Origin of the sequence: Nitrosomonas sp. Nm51 (genome assembly GCF_900111165.1) — a bacterium.
GTDB lineage: Bacteria > Pseudomonadota > Gammaproteobacteria > Burkholderiales > Nitrosomonadaceae > Nitrosomonas.
In genome coordinates this window covers 1-19321 of the sequence record NZ_FOGH01000008.1, presented here as the reverse complement: position 1 = coordinate 19321, position 19321 = coordinate 1, and the positions used below count along the sequence as shown (strand labels likewise).

22 protein-coding genes and 1 other RNA gene are annotated in these 19321 nt (G+C 47.1%); 13 read left to right on the top strand and 10 right to left on the bottom strand.

Annotated features, from left to right (window positions below; translation table 11 throughout):
* Nucleotides 1-11 precede the first annotated feature (11 nt).
* The 10 genes from BMY60_RS04680 to nagZ all read left to right on the top strand — a co-directional run bounded on the left by BMY60_RS04680 (nt 12) and on the right by nagZ (nt 7691).
* Nucleotides 12-278, top strand: coding sequence for a glutaredoxin family protein (locus BMY60_RS04680; RefSeq protein ID WP_090331771.1), 267 nt, complete (start codon nt 12-14; stop codon nt 276-278).
* Nucleotides 279-391: 113 nt separating this feature from the next.
* A complete protein-coding gene (lepA, locus tag BMY60_RS04675) occupies nt 392-2188 on the top strand; it encodes a translation elongation factor 4 (protein WP_090331659.1) in 1797 nt (598 codons plus the stop codon).
* A 131-nt stretch (nt 2189-2319) separates the two neighbouring features.
* Nucleotides 2320-3123: a signal peptidase I gene (lepB, locus tag BMY60_RS04670; protein WP_090331657.1), complete on the top strand. Its 804-nt coding sequence runs from the start codon at nt 2320-2322 to the stop codon at nt 3121-3123.
* A gap of 27 nt (nt 3124-3150) precedes the next feature.
* Nucleotides 3151-3522, top strand: a complete 372-nt coding sequence (locus BMY60_RS04665; RefSeq protein ID WP_090331655.1) for a DUF4845 domain-containing protein — start codon at nt 3151-3153, stop codon at nt 3520-3522.
* A gap of 52 nt (nt 3523-3574) precedes the next feature.
* Complete coding sequence (gene rnc / locus BMY60_RS04660; protein WP_090331653.1) at nt 3575-4276, top strand: ribonuclease III; 702 nt, start codon at nt 3575-3577, stop codon at nt 4274-4276.
* 57 nt (nt 4277-4333) lie between these two features.
* Complete coding sequence (era, locus tag BMY60_RS04655) at nt 4334-5227, top strand: GTPase Era (protein ID WP_090331651.1); 894 nt, start codon at nt 4334-4336, stop codon at nt 5225-5227.
* Nucleotides 5220-5375 carry a hypothetical protein gene (locus tag BMY60_RS15645; protein WP_177166581.1) on the top strand — a complete coding sequence of 52 codons (156 nt, stop codon included), beginning with the start codon at nt 5220-5222 and terminating at the stop codon, nt 5373-5375. The genes era and BMY60_RS15645 overlap by 8 nt, the downstream gene beginning before the upstream one ends.
* Before the next feature lie 167 nt (nt 5376-5542).
* Entirely contained in the window at nt 5543-6268 is a 726-nt protein-coding gene (pdxJ, locus tag BMY60_RS04650; protein WP_090331769.1) for a pyridoxine 5'-phosphate synthase, read from the top strand.
* A complete protein-coding gene (gene acpS / locus BMY60_RS04645) occupies nt 6265-6642 on the top strand; it encodes a holo-ACP synthase (protein WP_090331649.1) in 378 nt (125 codons plus the stop codon). The genes pdxJ and acpS overlap by 4 nt, the downstream gene beginning before the upstream one ends.
* Before the next feature lie 2 nt (nt 6643-6644).
* The gene (gene nagZ, locus BMY60_RS04640; RefSeq protein WP_090331647.1) at nt 6645-7691 is read left to right on the top strand and encodes a beta-N-acetylhexosaminidase; all 1047 of its coding nucleotides are present in this window, start codon (nt 6645-6647) and stop codon (nt 7689-7691) included.
* Here the strand turns inward: nagZ and BMY60_RS04635 are convergent.
* The 4 genes from BMY60_RS04635 to tadA form a co-directional block, all read right to left on the bottom strand.
* Nucleotides 7657-10581 carry an EAL domain-containing protein gene (locus tag BMY60_RS04635; protein WP_090331645.1) on the bottom strand — a complete coding sequence of 975 codons (2925 nt, stop codon included), beginning with the start codon at nt 10579-10581 and terminating at the stop codon, nt 7657-7659. The two genes, nagZ and BMY60_RS04635, sit on opposite strands and share 35 nt — an antisense overlap.
* Nucleotides 10578-12224 (bottom strand): FecR domain-containing protein, encoded by a 1647-nt coding sequence (locus BMY60_RS04630; protein WP_090331642.1) that lies wholly within the window; start codon nt 12222-12224, stop codon nt 10578-10580. Before BMY60_RS04630 ends, BMY60_RS04635 begins: the two co-directional genes overlap by 4 nt.
* A 145-nt stretch (nt 12225-12369) precedes the next feature.
* Nucleotides 12370-12849 (bottom strand): L,D-transpeptidase, encoded by a 480-nt coding sequence (locus BMY60_RS04625; protein ID WP_090331640.1) that lies wholly within the window; start codon nt 12847-12849, stop codon nt 12370-12372.
* A gap of 25 nt (nt 12850-12874) precedes the next feature.
* Entirely contained in the window at nt 12875-13351 is a 477-nt protein-coding gene (tadA, locus tag BMY60_RS04620) for a tRNA adenosine(34) deaminase TadA (protein ID WP_256250686.1), read from the bottom strand.
* Nucleotides 13352-13390: 39 nt separating this feature from the next.
* Between tadA and BMY60_RS15230 the strand changes: the two genes are divergently transcribed.
* Together BMY60_RS15230 and prmB are read left to right on the top strand one after the other, a co-directional pair.
* Entirely contained in the window at nt 13391-13582 is a 192-nt protein-coding gene (locus BMY60_RS15230; protein ID WP_143057355.1) for a hypothetical protein, read from the top strand.
* 128 nt (nt 13583-13710) lie between these two features.
* A complete protein-coding gene (gene prmB, locus BMY60_RS04615) occupies nt 13711-14607 on the top strand; it encodes a 50S ribosomal protein L3 N(5)-glutamine methyltransferase (protein ID WP_090331638.1) in 897 nt (298 codons plus the stop codon).
* Between the two features lie 17 nt (nt 14608-14624).
* Here the strand turns inward: prmB and rluB are convergent, their stop codons facing one another.
* From rluB to BMY60_RS04585, 6 genes are all read right to left on the bottom strand, one after another.
* Nucleotides 14625-15443 carry a 23S rRNA pseudouridine(2605) synthase RluB gene (gene rluB, locus BMY60_RS04610; RefSeq protein WP_090331636.1) on the bottom strand — a complete coding sequence of 273 codons (819 nt, stop codon included), beginning with the start codon at nt 15441-15443 and terminating at the stop codon, nt 14625-14627.
* Nucleotides 15444-15466: 23 nt separating this feature from the next.
* Nucleotides 15467-15796 (bottom strand): YbaB/EbfC family nucleoid-associated protein, encoded by a 330-nt coding sequence (locus BMY60_RS04605; protein WP_090331634.1) that lies wholly within the window; start codon nt 15794-15796, stop codon nt 15467-15469.
* A 12-nt stretch (nt 15797-15808) separates the two neighbouring features.
* Nucleotides 15809-17443 carry a DNA polymerase III subunit gamma/tau gene (gene dnaX / locus BMY60_RS04600; RefSeq protein ID WP_090331764.1) on the bottom strand — a complete coding sequence of 545 codons (1635 nt, stop codon included), beginning with the start codon at nt 17441-17443 and terminating at the stop codon, nt 15809-15811.
* Between the two features lie 142 nt (nt 17444-17585).
* Nucleotides 17586-17684: signal recognition particle sRNA small type (gene ffs / locus BMY60_RS04595), an RNA gene on the bottom strand.
* A gap of 122 nt (nt 17685-17806) precedes the next feature.
* Entirely contained in the window at nt 17807-18313 is a 507-nt protein-coding gene (locus BMY60_RS04590) for a hypothetical protein (RefSeq protein ID WP_090331632.1), read from the bottom strand.
* Nucleotides 18314-18323: 10 nt separating this feature from the next.
* The gene (locus BMY60_RS04585) at nt 18324-18635 is read right to left on the bottom strand and encodes a hypothetical protein (RefSeq protein ID WP_090331631.1); all 312 of its coding nucleotides are present in this window, start codon (nt 18633-18635) and stop codon (nt 18324-18326) included.
* Between the two features lie 147 nt (nt 18636-18782).
* On the opposite strand from BMY60_RS04585, the gene BMY60_RS04580 reads away from it, so the two are divergent.
* Complete coding sequence (locus BMY60_RS04580; RefSeq protein ID WP_143057354.1) at nt 18783-19091, top strand: hypothetical protein; 309 nt, start codon at nt 18783-18785, stop codon at nt 19089-19091.
* The last annotated feature ends 230 nt before the right edge of the window (nt 19092-19321 follow it).

Below are 19321 nucleotides of genomic sequence, written 5' to 3'. Positions count from 1 at the left end.
CGCATAATAAAATGATGAAAGTTGATCCGGCTATCGATCTGGTTGTTTACGGCCGTGAGGCATGCCATTTATGCGAGCAAATGGTACAGGCGCTGAAACAACATCAGTCAAGATTGTCATTTGATTTCCAAGTGATTGATATTGACACGGATTCGCAACTGGTAAGCCGGTACAACGATAAAGTGCCCGTTCTAATGTCGCTTTCAGGTCAAAAAGAAATTTGTCGCTATTATCTTGATACGTCCGCACTGGATGATTATCTTGCCAGTTTTCGATAAAATGCTGCCTCTTGATTCAGATGCTTTGGGCGATCCGGCTTTAGAAGAATAGTCAGACTCCCGGTTTCTAATCGTTTAAATTAACAGATAGGAACATTTCTACTGAAATTCCAATGCGGCGAATACGTAATTTCTCTATTATTGCTCATATCGATCATGGCAAATCGACACTCGCGGACCGTCTTATTCAATATTGCGGCGGCTTGTCGGAGCGCGAAATGGAAAGCCAGGTTCTTGATTCTATGGATCTGGAGCGGGAAAGAGGCATTACCATTAAGGCGCAGACCGTTGCATTACAGTATAAAGCCAGGGATGGTGAGACTTATCTGCTCAATTTGATTGACACCCCTGGACATGTCGATTTTTCGTATGAGGTTTCACGGTCTCTAGCCGCATGTGAAGGCGCTTTACTGGTGGTCGACGCTTCTCAAGGCGTAGAAGCGCAGACAGTTGCTAATTGCTATACAGCAATTGATCAGGGGGTGGAGGTTTTACCCGTATTGAATAAAATTGACTTGCCTGCCGCCGATCCAGAAAGAGTGATTGCAAATATTGAGGATGTTATCGGCATAGACGCGCAAAATGCTTTGCGGGTCAGTGCTAAAACGGGCGTCGGCATAGAAGATGTTTTAGAGACAGTAGTAAATCAAATACCAGCGCCTGTTGGTGATCCTGACGCGCCGTTAAAAGCACTGATTATTGATTCCTGGTTTGATAATTACGTCGGTGTCGTCATTTTGGTTCGCATTATGGACGGTGCGCTTAAACCAGGAGACAAAATCTTACTGATGGCCAGCAAGGTAACCCATCTTTGCGAGCAAGTAGGTGTGTTTATACCCAAGTCGTTAAACCGGGATATATTGCGTGCAGGCGAGGTCGGTTTTGTGATTTCTGGCATTAAAGAACTTGATGCTGCCAAGGTTGGCGATACTGTTACATTGGCTCGGAATCCAGCGGAAAAACCTTTACAGGGTTTTAAAGAGATCAAGCCACAAGTCTTTGCAGGATTATATCCGGTTGAATCCAATCAGTATGACGCTCTACGGGCGGCCCTGGAAAAGCTCAGGCTCAACGACTCCTCCTTGCAGTTCGAGCCGGAAACTTCTCAGGCACTTGGATTCGGATTTCGTTGCGGATTTCTGGGGTTATTGCATATGGACATTGTGCAAGAACGCCTTGAAAGAGAATATGACATGGATTTGATTACGACTGCACCTACTGTTGTCTATCAAATACTGCTGCGTGACGGGGCCATCATCGAAATCGACAACCCTTCAAGAATCCCAGATCTGTCCAAGACCGCTGAAATTCGTGAACCTATTATTACGACGACTATTTTAGTTCCAGAGGAATATGTTGGTGCTGTCATTACACTCTGTGTCAATAAGCGGGGCATTCAGAAAAATATGCAATATATGGGTAAACAGGTCATGCTGACTTATGAAATGCCCCTGAATGAAGTCGTTATGGACTTCTTTGACCGGCTGAAATCGACCAGTCGCGGTTATGCATCGCTGGATTATGAATTTAAAGAATTCCGTGTGTCGGATCTGGTTAAGCTGGATATTTTAATTAATGGTGACAGGGTCGATGCGTTATCTATAATTGTTCACCGCAGCAGCAGTCAACATCGCGGCCGGGAGCTGGTGCAAAAAATGCGGCAGCTTATTCCGCGGCAGATGTTTGATATAGCTGTGCAGGCAGCTGTTGGAGCGCATATTATCGCCAGAGAGACTGTCAAGGCTTTACGTAAGAATGTGCTCGCGAAATGCTATGGTGGTGATATTACCCGGAAACGCAAATTGCTCGAGAAGCAAAAAGCTGGTAAAAAAAGGATGAAACGTGTGGGTAATGTGGAAATTCCGCAGGAAGCTTTCTTAGCGATTTTGCAGACTGATATCAAATCGTGAAAACCGGTATTTGTCGAAGGCAGCTAAAATCTATCTCAAAGGAAATATGAAATAATGCTGAACAGACCGTTTATCGATGGCTTTTCAACAACCTGTTAATAACTACATAAAAAAATCAGAAAGGTAATTACATGAACTTTCCTTTGGTTTTATTCTCTTTGCTGGTGATTACCGGTGTTGTCTGGGTGCTTGATTATTTTATATGGCGCCATAGACGTAAGCCGGATGAAGATGAGCCTTGGTGGATAGAGTATCCCAAGAGTTTTTTTCCGATTATTTTAATTGTATTTTGTTTACGCTCGTTTATTGTCGAGCCGTTTAAAATACCGTCCGGTTCGATGATTCCCACGCTGGTAGTTGGAGATTTTATTTTGGTCAATAAATTTGTGTATGGCATTCGCCTTCCAATTATCAATAAAAAAATAATTGAAATGGATAGCCCCGAAGCGGGAGATGTGCTGGTGTTCCGTTTTCCAGAGGATTCTTCCATAGACTATATTAAACGTGTTGTCGGTGTTCCCGGCGATGTGATTACCTATCATAACAAGCAATTGTTTATTAATGATCAGATCGTAAAACAGGTATATGAGGATGATTATAAATATGTGGAACCTGGACTGGGATACATCTATTCTGAGAAATATACCGAATATCTTGGAGAAACCAATCATTCGATTTTAATGAACCGGGAAGTCCACGGATTGCAGTACGCAAATGTGCGCGCATTTCCTTTTCGCGAAAATTGTCAATACAGCCGCACCGGATTTACTTGTAAAGTTCCGCCTGGAAACTACTTTACCTTGGGCGACAACAGGGATAGCAGCAGTGACAGCCGGTACTGGGGATTTGTGCCGGAGGAAAATATCGTAGGCAAAGCATTTATGATCTGGTGGAATTTCGGAGACTTTGATCGAATCGGCCAACGTATTCAGTAATCGAATATCATTTTCTTGGGGGGAACTATGAATCTGAATGGGCAGCGTGATAGACAACATGGCATTAGTTTAACGGGTATGCTGTTCTGGTCGGTTGTGCTGATCATGGTTTTGTTGCTGGGTATGAAGGTTATACCGGTTTATATTGAAAATGCTTCCATCAGAAAAAATCTGGCCGCAGTTGCCAGTGACGCCAGTCTGCAAAATGCAACTGCCAGTCAAATCAGGCTCGCTTTCTCCAAACGTGCCCAGGTTGACGGCATTACGGTAATTACGGCTAAAGATATCAAGATTTCCCGGGACAAAGGACAAAATATCCTGAGTGTAGCCTATTCCGAAAAGGTGCCGTTGTTTGCCAATATTTCTCTGCAAATCGATTTTGATATGCAAAGTAGGTGACGGCCTATCAGGTAGAATTGACAAAAAATTTACTAAACGATTGACATAACGCATGCGAAGCAATTGGGAAATCAAAGTAGATTTATTTTGTAACCGGCTCGGTTACCAATTCGCTAAATCTGCGTTGCTGCATGAAGCGTTAACGCACCGCAGCCATAATGCAATACACAACGAACGCCTGGAATTTTTAGGAGACAGTGTTTTGAATTGCGCGGTTGCTGCGTTAATTTTCAAAAGGTTTCGCGATATTCCCGAAGGACAACTATCCCTTTTACGTGCAAGCATGGTTAATCAAAAGGCTTTATTTGAGATGGCGATGTCTCTGGAAATGGATCAACTGATCCAGTTGGGAGAGGGTGAGCTCAAAAGCGGGGGAAGACGGCGGCCGTCTATACTGGCCGATGCACTGGAGGCCGTTTTCGGTGCAATCTATCTGGACAACGGTTTTGCACAGGCTGAAGCGGTTATTGACAGATTATACACACCTGCGCTTGAGACTATTGATCGTTCCACGCATGGAAAAGATCCCAAAACATTGTTACAGGAATTATTGCAAAGTCGGAAACTGGATTTGCCTGCCTATACGGTAATTACAACAACAGGAAAGGCGCATCAACAAAAATTTAGAGTGGAATGCGCGGTACCGGAATTCAACATTCTTACTCAGGGCGAAGGCTCAAGCCGCCGCAGCGCGGAGCAGGCTGCCGCGAAAAAGGCCTACGATTTGGCCCTTACTGTTGATACACTTTCATAGTCCTTGGTCAATTGATAGCCGTATTGAAAAAAAGTATTGTGGTGAGCAGTCTTCAGCATGCAGTATGACAGCCAATTTCGCACCGGTTACGTTGCTATTGTAGGTCGGCCAAATGTTGGCAAATCGACGCTGCTCAATAGCCTGATACGGCAAAAAATCAGTATAACATCCAGAAAAGCACAAACAACGCGTTATCGCATCAATGGTATTTTTACCGACCAGCATCTGCAGATTATTTTTGTGGATACGCCGGGTTTTCAGGTGCGATACAAAAACCGAATGAATGCTGCGATGAATAAGGTCGTGACACAAAGTATGCAGGATGTCGATGTTGTTTTGTTTGTCATTGAAGCGTTGCGTTTTGACGAGCGGGACAGACTGGTACTGAAACTTATACCCGAAACTGCTCCCGTTATACTGGTAATTAACAAAATTGACTGGTTGGCTGATAAAAATCGGTTATTGCCTTTTCTTGACGAGATGGACAAACAATTTGGTTATGCAGCAATAATTCCTGTGAGCGCAGCCAGTCAGATACAACTTACAAATCTGATCGACGCGATTCGCCCGCACTTGCCGGAAAATCCGCCATTGTTTGATGCGGATGAAATAACCGATAGGAATGTACGGTTCATTGCCGCTGAGCTGGTGCGCGAGAAGCTGTTTCGCCTGATTGGGGATGAAATACCTTATTCCACCAGCGTGATCGTCGATCAATTTACCGAAACTGAAAAGCTAAACACAATATATGCGACAATCCTGATTGATAAGCCTAATCAGAAAGCCATTATCATAGGTAAAGGTGGTGAAAAACTGAAGCTGATTTCGAGTCAGGCGCGTAAAGAAATGGAGACATTTTTTAATAAAAAAGTATTTCTACAGATTTGGATAAAGGTGCGTAGTGGATGGGCAAATGATGCCCATGCTCTGAAACAGCTTGGTCATGAGTAGTCTTCTATTTCATATTGATAGCGTACCAGTATTCTTTCAACTTGATACTACCGTGTTCAGTGAATTTGTCAGCGTTCATGGCGAGGCGCGTCTTGCAGGTAATAGTCATTCTATTGCCAAAAGACTCAACGTAGTCCATGTGCGCTGACAAATTCACCCACAGGGCGTTACCGTGGTGCCCTGCAGTCGCAGTTACACTGCTTGAAAAGGGAAATACCCTTTCCTGTCCACTGCGCCTTACTGCAAAGCACCACGGTAACGCTGTACATGACAATATCAGATTGAAAGTACTGGCTTAAACGGAGAATGAAACAGATGGTGGAACTTGGCGTCAATATAGATCATGTGGCAACAATCAGGCAGGCGCGCGGAACAATCTATCCGGACCCTGTTGAGGCTGCGCGTATTGCTGAATCGGCAGGTGCCGATGCTATTACGCTGCATTTACGCGAAGACAGGCGCCATATTCAGGATCGCGACGTAGAATCGCTACGTTATATATTAACAACGCGAATGAATCTTGAAAGTGCGGTGACTGCTGAAATGATCGATTTTGCGTTGCGCATCAAACCACAGGATATTTGCCTGGTTCCTGAACGGCGTGAAGAACTGACGACTGAGGGCGGTCTTGATGTTGTCAGACATTTTGAACAAATAAGCCGCGTGTGCACCCAGTTAAAGGATGCGGGCGTACGCGTTTCACTGTTCATAAACGCAGATTTAGAGCAGATTGAGGCAGCGGTGCAGTCAGGCGCTCCGGTGATTGAAATTCACACCGGCAGCTATGCCGATGCAACAACCGCAGACGCGCGGCTCAGTGAGCTGGAAAAAATTAAACAAGCGGTTGCCTTCGGTATCGGGCGGGGATTGAAAGTCAATGCCGGCCATGGTCTGCATTACCAGAATGTGCAGGCAATTGCAGCAATCCCTGGCGTTTCCGAACTCAATATCGGTCATGCAATAATTGGTCAGGCAATTTTTGTGGGTCTTGAAAAAGCAGTTGGGGAAATGAAACGGTTGATTTCTGAGGCGGGTGCGTGATTTATGGCATCGGTACTGATCTGGTTGATCCTGCAAGAATTGCGCGCTCGATAGCGCGGTATGGCGACAAATTTGCGCGCCGCATACTGACCGAACCTGAATGGCGGGAATACCAAAACAGCAGTAAGCCCGTACTGTTTTTAGCCGGTCGTTTCGCCGCCAAGGAAGCGCTGTCAAAAGCAATAGGAACTGGCCTGCGGCATCCGGTCAATCTGCACTTTATCACCATAGCGCACGATATATTCGGAAAGCCCTATTTTGAATTTCATCCGGAACTTAGCCGGTTTATCCACGAGAAAGGTATTGTGGGCCATTACCTGTCCATCAGCGATGAAATGAATATTGCCTGTGCATTTGTTGTACTGGAGAAATAATTATGCCACTCGGCCCTGTTATGCTCGATATCGTTGCCACAGCACTGACCGATGAGGATAAACGGCGGTTGCTGCATCCGCTAACCGGCGGCGTTATTCTGTTTTCGCGGAATTATTCCTCTCGAAAGCAACTGACGGCGCTGATTCATGAGATTCGATCACTGCGGACACCGCACTTGCTGATCGCGGTTGATCAGGAGGGTGGCCGGGTGCAGCGATTCAAAGATGATTTTACCAGGTTGCCGGCGATGCGTGAACTCGGAAAAATCTGGGATCAGAATCAGGTGCGGGCACGTCATTTGTCAAAGCAGGCAGGATTTGTGCTGGCAAGTGAACTGGTTGTCTGCGGTATTGATTTAAGTTTTACGCCTGTGCTGGATATTGATTACGGACAGAGCAGCGTTATTGGTGACCGGGCGTTCCACCGGGATATTCATGCAGTATCCGAACTTGCACATGCGCTTATGACCGGCTTGAAAACAGGCGGTATGCAAGCTGTGGGCAAACATTTTCCCGGGCATGGCGGTATACAGGCCGATTCACATGTTGAGAAATCGATTGATCAACGCCGGTATGCGGATATTGAAATGGATGACCTGGTGCCTTTTCAACGCATGATTGACTTTGGATTGGCAGGCATAATGGCTGCCCATGTGATTTATCCACATATTGATCAGTATCCGGCCGGGTTTTCCCGACAATGGTTACAAAAGGTACTCAGACAGCGACTGTCGTTTGAAGGCTGCATTTTTAGTGACGATTTGAGCATGCAGGGTGCTGCGTATTTCAAGTCTGTTGCAGCCCGGGCACAAGCTGCACTTGAAGCGGGGTGCGATATGATACTGGTTTGCAACGATTTTCAGGCGGCAGATGAATTGCTGGAAACACTGCAATGGAATATTTCTGCAACCAGCCTTGCGCGATTAGCGCGCATGCATGGAAAGCGGCATTTTGCTTCAATGATGAAGCTGCGGGAAGATGCGGCTTATGCGCAAGCGGTGCGCGAAGTCGGCGCTATTGGTGATCCGAACGAATTACTGCCTTTCTAGTCTGTACCGTTGTATCTGCTGCGGCATCAAAGAGATTGCCGGGCTGTAGACGTTCATTCTTTTCGTGCACTAATTCCAATAACGCCTTGTAAGGAACAGGCCTGCTAAAGAAGTAACCTTGCTGATAATAACAGTGATGTTGCAGCAGAATCTGGTTTTGCTGCGCTGTTTCAACTCCTTCTGCGACGACCGCCAGCCCCATATTGTTGCCTAGACCAATAATGGCCTGCACTATCGTAAGGTCGTTCTGATTCTGATCCAGTGTGCGTATGAAAGACTTGTCAATTTTCAGAATATCAATCGGTAATTCGCGCAGCAAAGTGAGCGAGGAATAGCCTGTACCAAAATCATCCAGCGCAATCATGATGTCGAGTTCCTTGATTGCTCTGAGGATAATGCCAACACGTTCGATGTCTTTGACGATGGAGCTTTCGGTGATTTCGAGTATCAGAGAACAGGCGGGTAACTGGGTGTCGTGCAGTGCTTTAACAATGGTTTGCAGAAAGTCTTTATTCAGCAGCTGGCGGGGATTAACATTGACTGCAACGTTGACCGGGTATCCCAGTTGCAAAAGCTGATATGCTGAAAGGCAGGACATTCTCAATACCAGTTCGCCCAGCTGTTCAATCAAGCCGACGTTTTCCGCCAGTGGGATAAATTCGCTGGGTGAAAGAAAACCTCTCGTAGGATGCGGCCAGCGGACCAGCGCTTCCATGCGCGTAATATGGTGCGTTTTTGCATCAATGATAGGTTGAAATAAAACTTGAAGTTCACGGTTAAGGATAGCGCTCCGCAGTTCTTTTTCCAGTTCTAGCCGGTCACGCGTCCATACTATGGAAGATTCGTGAGAATAGTAATCAAAACGGTTACCGCCATCCCGTTTGGCGCCGTACATGGCTGTACCTGCTTTTTTCAACACGGTTTCGCTGGTCAAGCCGCTTTCAGGATAAAAACTGATGCCGATACTGGCGGCAACAAAGACTTCCATATCGTCAATTTCAAATTTTTGTCTGATCACATCCAGAATTTTTTGTGCCATTTCAGATATCGAATCGATATTATCCAGATAATCGAACAGCAGTATGAATTCGTCGCCTCCCCAGCGGGCAACAATATCATTGTGCTGCACGGCTTCATGCAGGCGGATGGAAACCATTTTGAGCAGCTTATCTCCGGCCTGATGTCCCATAGCATCATTAATCTTTTTGAAATTATCCAGTGCAACAAAAAAGGCGGTGATAATGTTGCCGTTATTTTCGGCAGCCTGGATCATGTGATCGAACTGGGACAATAATTTTGACCGGTTCGGCAGCTTGGTCAATGCATCATAATTTTCCTGATTCGCGACCTGCTCAGCGAGTTCGATCGTGTCCGTGATATCGGACATCGCGATAACAGAACCGATCAGTACTTTGCGCTCATCATAGAGCTGATTACGCGTTATTCTGACAGAGCGTTCATCACCATATTTGGTTCTCAGGCGGCATTCCAGCATTCCTGGACCGTCCAAACCGGATGGTAAAATATTTCTAACGGAAAGATCTTCTGGCTGGTTATTGATATTTGAACGGAGATTCAAAACCTGTTGCAGGTTTTTCCCTTTGATGTGACTGAACTCCGTACGCAGAATTTTCTCGGCGCCATTGTTGATATAGGTCACATGATCATGCGCATCGGTTATGATAACACCGTCTTTAATCGATTCCAGCGCAGTGCTTGAGCGTATCTTTGTGATCAGGTACGCGCGTACAAACTGATTGATGCGGCGCCAGTTTGACAACGGATAAATCGCCAGAGTCCCCAGTAAGGCCGCGCCAGGCGGTATCCACACATGATTGATTTTCAGTAGCAGGTAGGCTAAAAATAAGCCTGCCGCCGAAGCGAAAAGAAGTATCGGAATTGTCAGGTTTTTTTTCGTCCAGCTAATACCTGTCAGAATAAGCGCGACCCACGCTAGCGAAATCAAGGTAATCCATGTGCTGGAAACCGGATAAATCGCGCGGTTATGCTGCAGCATCGAATAGACATTTGCATGCCACTCGACACCAGTCATGGGCTGACGATTCGCTGAAGATACAGGTGTTGCAAAACGCGTGCCCAATCCAGCAGCGGTCACGCCGACAATCACTGTTTTGTCTTTCAGGCTGGCCAGAATATTATCGTCAAACAGAACGCCTGCGTAGGAGACCTGGCGAAAACTTCCCGGCTTTTCAATAAAGGGGATCAATGCTTCTTCAGCACGAAGCCAGTATCTGGGCTGATTTCCCGGTTTTTTATCTTCAGCGCTAAGCAGGTATGGTTCTACTGCAGTTGCAGGGTCAAACAATACCTGAGCCAGCGCAGGCCATGTTGGAGCGTTAATCCCCGCGTAAAGAAAAGCACGCCGTGCAATGCCATCACTGTCAATCTCGATGTCGGTGTGGCCCAGTACGGCATTATGTCTGAGAAGCGGATCAGGCGCGGCCAGATACAAAGATTCTGAATACGAGGTTGAAACCGGCACCAGGGGAAGGACAACATTACCGTGCAAGGCAATTGCCGCAGCCAGTAACTGGTCGGCATACGTATCATCAAGTTGTGGTTCGGAGAAAAGCAAGTCCAGAGCCATCCGCTGATTATCAATTGATTTCAACCTGTTAATAAGTTTTGCATGGATTTCTCTCGACCATGGCCACCTGCCCAGAATATCCAGACTCTGTTCATCGATAGCGACAATAACGATATCAGAATTTTGCGGGTATTGAATAAGTACCGATAGTCCATCATAGATCATGAAATCCAGGCGTTCCAAAACTTCCGAATAGGCTAAGGTTGCGACGATGGCCAGCAGTATTGCAATACGTAAAACAAACGTATTGATGCGTTTTCTAAAGCTTCGCAGATAAATCATATCAAAACAAGCAGCGGAAGGAATAGCAGCAACATCAGCCAGTAAGGAAAATCACGGGGAATATCTATCATTTGAGGCGGTCCCCATGGGCCCTCGAAACCGTCAGATTCAATCGTTTTGATACGTAAATAGTATGTGCCGCCTGCAGGTTTTTCGATTGTGATACGGGATGCTTCGGTCGTTTCTTCGTGCAGAATGTCGGAAAATGACGCATCTTGCGCAAACTGAAAATGAAAACGCTGACCCTCGGCAGCAGCGCGCCATGCAAATGTAATTTCCTGCTCGTCAACTTCGGTAGCTTCAAGTGAGGGACCGGGATATGGCACTCTGAAAGGCATGGCGTCGCTAAAAGGGCCCGCCCCTTCTGCAGGTGAAACAGCCGCAATGCGCCAGAAGTAATGACCGGGTGTAAGCGATTCGGATAACGTGAACGTGTTCGCTTTTATTTCAGAATTAAAATAGACCAGATCGGTAAATTCCGTGTTTCTACTGATCATCAGGACATAATGCAGCTGCCCGGATTGACTCGTCCAGCTGAATTGCTGGCTTTCCGGTGCGGCCGCGTCCCCGGGTAACGGTGCGGTGATGAAAGGCGGTTCCGGGTGAGCGTTTAAACCGAAACGCATGACTGCATCTTTGCCTTCTATGCCGGATTCATCAATGCCACGTATCCGTAGCCAGTATTCGCCGTCAGGTATGTTGCCGTCCCGAAAAGGCAACGTTGCTGTGCTAAATTCGGAAACCAGATGATTGAAATCCGGGTCCAGTGCAATTTGTGTGCGGTAAGCATGAGCGCCATGCAATGGATTCAAGCGGATCACCAGTGGCAGACTTTCGTAATAGCTCGATGTGCCGGTTAAATCAGGTGGCGGCAGCAGTACTACAGGTGGTGCGGGCGGTTCATTTAAAGCGGTGACGGTGCCAAAACCGGCAGGTACTTTAACAAACGCTTCTGAGGCGCTGACCGAAATATTGCCGGTAAGTACCTCGCTCGTTGTGCTGGATTGCGGTTCAATTATGCCAACACGAAACGCTGTACCTCTGACAGAACTGGTAGCGGACGGTGTCTTTATCCTGAGCCGCGTGCCCTGGCGGGTGTTGTTAGGCACCGAATTTTCCGTACGTCCTTGTTCTAAGCGTATCAGTGTGTCGATTAATCCGTAGTCGCCCAGTATCTGCATGTTCTCCAGATGGATGCGGCTATTGTCCTGAACGCGCACTAGAGAATTGTCTGCAAATTCAATGGTCACAAATGAGTCGTTTTCGCTCTGAACCGTGTCGCCAGCCGATAACTGCATTCCAGGTGCAGCAGCTTCTTTTTTTTGGTTTGCACGTTCAATGAATGCGCCACCGTGAACACTGATAATCTGCGCGGATACCTTATCGGAGACGCGTGACCAGGCAACGGGGATTCTCAATTGCTTGCCGGGCGGTATGACATAGGGATTCTGAATCTGATTTAATTGTTGCAGGCGTTTAACATATTGTATGCCCAAAAGATGGCGCTCAGACAGGTTCCACAGATTATCGCCCGGGCGTACTGTGTAGATCCATTCTTCTGCAACTGCAGATACCGGCAGAATGGTCAAAATGATGAATAAGCAACTGATAAGTCCATTCAATCGCTGATGAATCAGATTCACGTGCGTGCCATCTCCATGTCGCGGGTCTCAATTTGAATTGCGTTCGCTTGATGCGTTTTTTTCGAGCACTGCCGGGATAAATCCTGGATATATTTTGAAAAGTGCAATCTGGTTAAATTGCTGGTCGAATATCGTATGCCGAAAATCATTGCGTAATATTGACCTGGGTGCCTGCAGGTACCTGGTCAAACAATTCCAGCAGATCATTATTTGAAATACGGATACAACCGATAGATCCAGGCTTTCCCATTTCCACGCTGTCGGGACTGCCGTGAATATAGATATACCGCTGCATCGTATCTACCGGTCCAAGCCGGTTAAATCCCGGTTCGCAACCTGACAGCCACAAGATGCGTGTCAAAATCCAGTCCCGCGCCGGATACTGTTTCCCTAATTCCGGCGTATAAATTTCTCCAGTTGGCCGGCGGCGGACAAATACCGTATTGACGGGTTGCCCTGAGCCTATCTTGGCACGGATTGTATGTTTGCCCAGCGGCGTACAAAAACTTCCGTTCTGCTGGCCGACGCCATTTTTTGCGGAAGAAATTTGATAATGTTTAATGAACCGGCCGTCTTCATTGACTAGATCGAGCTGCTGCCTGTGGATGGAGATATTAATTTTCATCATTACCTGATTGTGTCGCAGCGGATTATATCGTTTCCGGTTTTTTGCGCCGTTGCGCAAAAAAGTGCTTAAGCAGTATGCTGGCTTCTTCAGCCAAAACACCGCTGTCGACCTGCATATGATGATTCAACCGTGTTTCGGTGGGCAAGTCGATAATGCTGCCGCATACACCTGTTTTAGGGTCGGCTGCGGCATAGACCAAACGTTCGATTCGTGCATGAAAAAGCGCGCCGATACACATAGTGCAGGGCTCCAGTGTGACATAAAGCGTACAATTGAGAAGACGGTAATTATTCACTTTATGACCGCAATCGCGTAATGCCATAACTTCAGCGTGGGCCGTTGGATCCCGTGTTGTAATTGGACAGTTGTATCCGCGCCCGATGATCATTTCATTTTGCACGATTACAGCCCCCACCGGCACTTCGCCCAATATCCGCGCCTTTTCTGCCTGATCGAGCGCTGAACGCATGAATTGAATATCTTTTTTTATTTGTACCACTTGTAACAGTTTAATGCAATCTTGTAAAGATTCAAATCTTTGCGCAGGTGTTATGACATTCTGGTACGCTATCCATATATTGCCGGGTACAGCGTTGCCGTGGTGTTATACAACAGGCGCAGCATGCTGGAAAAGGTAGCTCCCTTTTCAAGTACAGTAACGCAGTCGCAGGACACCATGGTAACGCCTGTGGGTGCGCTTGTCAGCATCCATGGTCTGTGCGCCTTTTGACAACAGAACCGCCACCTGCAAGGCACGTCTTGCCATGGTCATTGACAAGCGCACAGAACCCGGCAATATCATATGATAGCGTATGGTTGTTTAATCTTGTTTTATAAGTCCATGACGGTTACCGGCACATGTTTTCTTTGGAAAAAAATCATTTATATACCATTCGCGATCTGTTGCGTTTTGCGGTCAGCAAGTTTAACCAGGCCGGTCTTTTCTTTGGCCACGGCTCAACGCATGCTTACGATGAGGCAGTATATTTAATTCTGCATACATTGCACCTGCCTCTGGACCAACTTGAACCTTTTCTTGATGCCCGGTTAACCAGTGATGAGCTAAGTGAAGTCGAGGCGGTCTTGCAGCAGCGGATTTTAGAAAGAAAGCCGGCGGCTTATTTGACGCACGAAGCCTGGCTGGGTGACTATGCTTTTTATGTAGATGAACGTGCCATTATTCCACGTTCATTTATTGCGGAGCTTCTGCATAATCATCTGGAACCGTGGATTACAGATTCCGGGCATATTCATTGTGCCCTGGATCTGTGTACGGGTTCCGGTTGTCTTGCCATACTGATGGCGCATGCGTTCGAGCAGGCTGAAATTGACGCGGTTGATATTTCTCAGGATGCGCTGGCGGTTGCGGATAAAAATGTTGCCGATTATCAATTAATACATCGAATCCATTTGATTCAATCCGATATGTTTGAGGGGCTGTCCGGCAAACGCTACGATCTGATTATCAGTAATCCGCCTTATGTAAATGCCGTGTCTATGGCGGCACTGCCTGATGAATACCGTCATGAGCCGCCCGGTGCGCTGGCCAGCGGTATGGATGGATTGGATGCAACGCGGCATATTCTGCTGAATGCGGCCGGTCATTTGACTGATCAGGGGCTGCTTGTTGTGGAAATTGGACATAACAGGGATGCGTTGCTGGAGATGTTTCCGCAGTTGCCATTCACATGGCTGGAAACCAGCGCGGGTAACGGCTTTGTTTTTTTGTTAAGCCGCGATCAGCTTGCAGCCTGACTGTCTGGCGGACCCGTTCAGGCCAGTAACGTTAACAGCCGCCGAGTTTCCTTTTCATCGAGTTCCAGCCATTTTCCGCGCTTGATACGGGCGGGTAAGTTAATCGGGCCAAAACGCACGCGCATCAGGCGGCTGACTGTTATACCGAGTGTTTCAAACATGCGTCTGACTTCCCGGTTTTTTCCTTCTTTCAAAATGACGCGATACCAGCGGTTGATGTTTTCACCACCCAGTTCCGTTAATTGATCAAACGATGCGCTGCCGTCGTCGAGTTGAATACCGGTAGTCAGCTGGATAATTTGTTCGCTGGTTAATTGTCCGATAATTCGGACCGCATATTCGCGTTCCACTTCAAAGCGTGGATGCATGAGCCGGTTTGCCAGCGAGCCATCGGTAGTAAAAATCAGGAGACCGCTGGTATTAAAGTCCAGGCGGCCGATTGCGATCCATTTAGAAGATCTGAGATGGGGCAATTTGTCAAATACTGTTGGCCGGCCTTCGGGGTCGAGCCGGGTGACAATTTCGCCTTCTGGTTTGTGATACAGCAATATACGTGGCAGGCGTTCGGCCAAATCGAAACGGATGATGCGTTTTCCGATCTGAACGCGGTCTTTTGCGCCAACGCGGTCTCCCAAAACAGCCTTTCTGCCATTTATACTGACGCGGCCGGCAGCAATTAACGCTTCCATTTCACGCCTTGACCCCAGTCCTTTTTGCGCCAGCAGTTTTTGCAGTTTGTAGGTTGCCGCCGCAGCGGGAACGGCTTGTCTGTTAGCGCCAGGTAATCGTGGCGGTGCTTTGGTTTTGCCGGATCTGGATAATTTGTGTGTGCGCATGGAAAACAGCTTAGTCACCTCAATCAGAACGGCAGCTTCATGCCGGGTGGCAGGCCGAGCCCTCCGGTCAGTTCGGCCATTTTTTCCTGCGTTGTCGATTCGACTCGCCGGACAGCATCATTAAATGCGGCAGCAATCAGGTCTTCGAGCATTTCTTTGTCGTCGCCATCACCAACGAGACTGCTGTCTATCTGTATGCTTTTGACGTCATGGCGGCAGGTCATGACAACTTTAACCATCCCTGCGCCGGACTGACCTTCAACTTCCAGTGTGGCCAGTTTTTCCTGCATTTGCTTCATGCTCTCCTGAACCTGCTGTGCCTGTTTCATCATGTTTGCCAAATTTCCTTTCATGGTAAATCTCCTTTAATTTCGAATAGGTTTGATGGAAGATTCTATGATTTTTGCATCAAAACTGTCTATCAGATCCTGTACGATCGGGTCTTTTTCAATGGCCGCAATCGCCTCGGTCTGCTTTTGCTCGTTTTCAAGCTGTTGTAATGCAACCGGTGTCATGCCGGTAATGCTGCCAACTGAGAAATTCAGCGCGACTGACTGGCCGAAGTAGGCGTCCAGTGCGTTCTGAATGGCATTCTGGTATTTCTTGTCCAGCAGGTGTCTGTGGACTTCCGGGACAAACAACTCGATGGTCTCTGGAGTCAGCAGCTTTGCCTCACTATGTTGCGCCAGCATTTTAGCCATACCAGCTAAATTCAGTTGTTTAATCAGATCGTGCCAGTTCAGATCCGGAACGGATGCAGGTGTTTTATGCGTTGCCGGCGGTTCCTTATAGTGACCTGAATGATCGGAAGAAACCGTTGGCTGGTCAATTTGAACAGATGCGCTGAATGTATTTTTTGCGTCCGGAATGCCGGGCGTCCGTGACATCTGTTTTGCCGGGCCTGTTGTGTGGTTATCGGGCATAAACGCGAGCATGCGTATTAATGTCATGGTAAAACCGGAGAATTCGTCCGGCGCAAGACCTAAATCACGGCGCCCGTGCAGCGCAATCTGATAAAACAGTTGTATATCCTCGGCTGCAAGCATTTCAGCGAATGATAGTATATGCGGATGTGCCGGTTCATCTTCATGGATTGCCTGCGGCACCACCTGTGCTAATGCGATGTGATGCAGCAGCACTGAGAAATCGTGTAGCACGGTATCAAATGACAAGCCCCGAGCGTCGATTTCGTCAGCAATTGCCAGCATTTTGGCACCGTTTTTTGATACCAGTGCTTCAAGCAGGTCGTGAAGATAAAATTGGTCAACCGCACCGAGCATATTACGGACAGTGTTTTCCGCTACTTCGTTTTCGCCAAAGGCAATTGCCTGATCCAGGATGCTTAATGCGTCGCGCATGCTGCCTTGAGCGGCTTTTGCAATGAGCGCTAATGCGGCGCCGTCCGATGAAATATTTTCCTGTGTCAGGATATGTTTGAGATGTTCTGAAATTAATGCAATCGGTATTTGCTTCAAATTAAACTGCAGGCATCGAGAGAGAACAGTCACCGGTATTTTTTGCGGATCTGTTGTGGCGAGTACAAATTTGACGTGGGCAGGTGGTTCTTCGAGCGTTTTAAGCATGGCGTTAAACGCCGATTTGGACAGCATGTGCACTTCGTCAATTATATAAATTTTGAAACGCGCTCCCGCTGGCGCATAGAGTGCATTTTCCAACAAGTCGCGCATATGATCGACCTGTGTATTTGATGCGGCATCCAGTTCGATCAGGTCAATAAAATGTCCCTGATCAATTTGTGTGCAGGCGTTACAGGTGCCGCATGGGGTTGCCGTTATACCGGTCTCGCAATTTAACGCTTTGGCTAAAATACGGGCTACCGTGGTCTTGCCGACACCGCGTGTTCCTGTGAAAAGATATGCATGATGTAACCGGTTCTGCTCCAGTGCATTTGTTAGCGCTTTGACGACATGGTCCTGGCCGGTCAACTCAGAAAAGTTTTTCGGTCGCCACTTGCGTGCAAGGACTTGGGATTGTGACACGTTGAATTTTAGAAAATTTAGGAATGCTTTAGAATCATTATAACAGGTCACGCAGGCGCCATGCATCTATCCGTTTTGACCTGGATTTAAAAGAAAATGTGACTGCGAACGAACAGGCGGGATAAGCTGTTTGAAAATTCAGGGTGGCGAGCCAGACCCCCGGCACTCGCAATAAATAGCTGTGGCTGCTTCCTTCCGGACCTGACCAGGTTCGCTACTTTGCAATGCGGGGAGGCCCGCCCTTGATCTTAGATAAACGGTAAGTTCAAGATGCGAGAGTATACCAGTACGCGCGTTGTAAACAAAGCGCTTTGCGAAATTCATGCATGCAGTTCAGAGGTGCAATGAGAAAATAAAATGGGTTTATTTTTCCACTGTTGTTTTAACGTTAGGCTGAGATGGTTGTCCGTTTTCTTGTGCAGTGCGGAACAGATAACCTGCGATAGCGCCAAGAATGCCAATCGCGGCTGTCAGTTGTTCTGAAGTATCGACAATCAATACCAGAATAATCGTACCGAAAACGATCAGAATCAGGCCTGCACCGCTGACAATGTCGTTGGGCTGAGCGTCTTTTTTTAGTTTGAGTAAAAAGTAAAGGACAATGCTGAGGGACAACAGGCACATGACGGACAGGATGATGACATAATAGAATTCATTTACCACACGAACATGGCGGATAGAATTGACTGAATCCGGGGTACCTGCTGCCGGCGTGGATTCTTCAAGAATAATTTTGTCGAACACCCGGTCAAATGCAAGGTCCTCCAGTTCAGCGGCACCGTTTTTTTCCGTAGATTCAGATTCAATACCCTGCGCGGCAGCGGCCGAAGCGATTATCAGCAGAAAAAAGAATAGAGTGAGTGTTTTCATGTTTGTTTTACTATTCGACTTGATCCAGAATTTCTCTATAGTACGCCGCTTTCAAATAATCATTGGTTTCGATCGCCTGTTTCAGTCTTTTTTGGTATTCCTGTATCCATTGTGTTTTTTCATCTTCCTCCATGTTGTTCAAAATTTGAATGGAACGCTGCATTTTATCATTCAGGCGCCGCTTGACATCTTCAGGCGTGGGTTGCGCCTGAATAACTGCCGCTGGTGAATCATCCATATATTTATTCAGCGGAGCAGCCGGAACCGGTGCAACCAGCAGGGCAGATATCGCAATTGCGCTAAATACTGATACAATTTTCATAACATTATTCCTTCTGTCCAATTGTTTTCATGCTTGCCTGTTTCAGTATGGATTTCAGCTATCATTACCTGATCCTTAATAATAGTCAATCTGGAGGATTGCAGTGACAAGCTGATAAGCGATTGCATGAATAATACCAGTGTAAAGATGATTAGGGCCAGTAATGCCGCTTCGCGGGTTTCTTGTAAACGGCGCGTATGGTTGCAAATGCATCAGTCGGCTGAATATGAAGCCGATCCATTCATTCAATTATTGACTGATACCCGATTGCGGCATGAACGCAGTATCTTGCGGCAGTTGCAGCGCGAAAACAAGAAAGCGCTGCAAATACAACCGGGAGTATATCGCCGATTGCTGAACAATCAATTACCGGCCATTCTGTCTCCCGGTGACGGCCGGGCGGCGAGCCTTGGGAACGAAGCTGGCGCACTCGCTGATGCGAACCGGTCAAGATAATTGACACGAGAAGGCTAGGCGTGGCGGATAGTATTCACCACGAATTATTCCTTTGAGTAATCACCAGAACACCTGATGCCACGATATCCGGAATTTTAAAGTGTACTGCAGTGTAGCGGAAAAGCATGCTTTAAACCTATTTTCCTCAGTTAGATCTACAAAAATTAGCTCAAACGTAGTAGTGTCAAGGTTTTCGGACTAAAGACAGGAGTCACCCAATGGGTGAAATG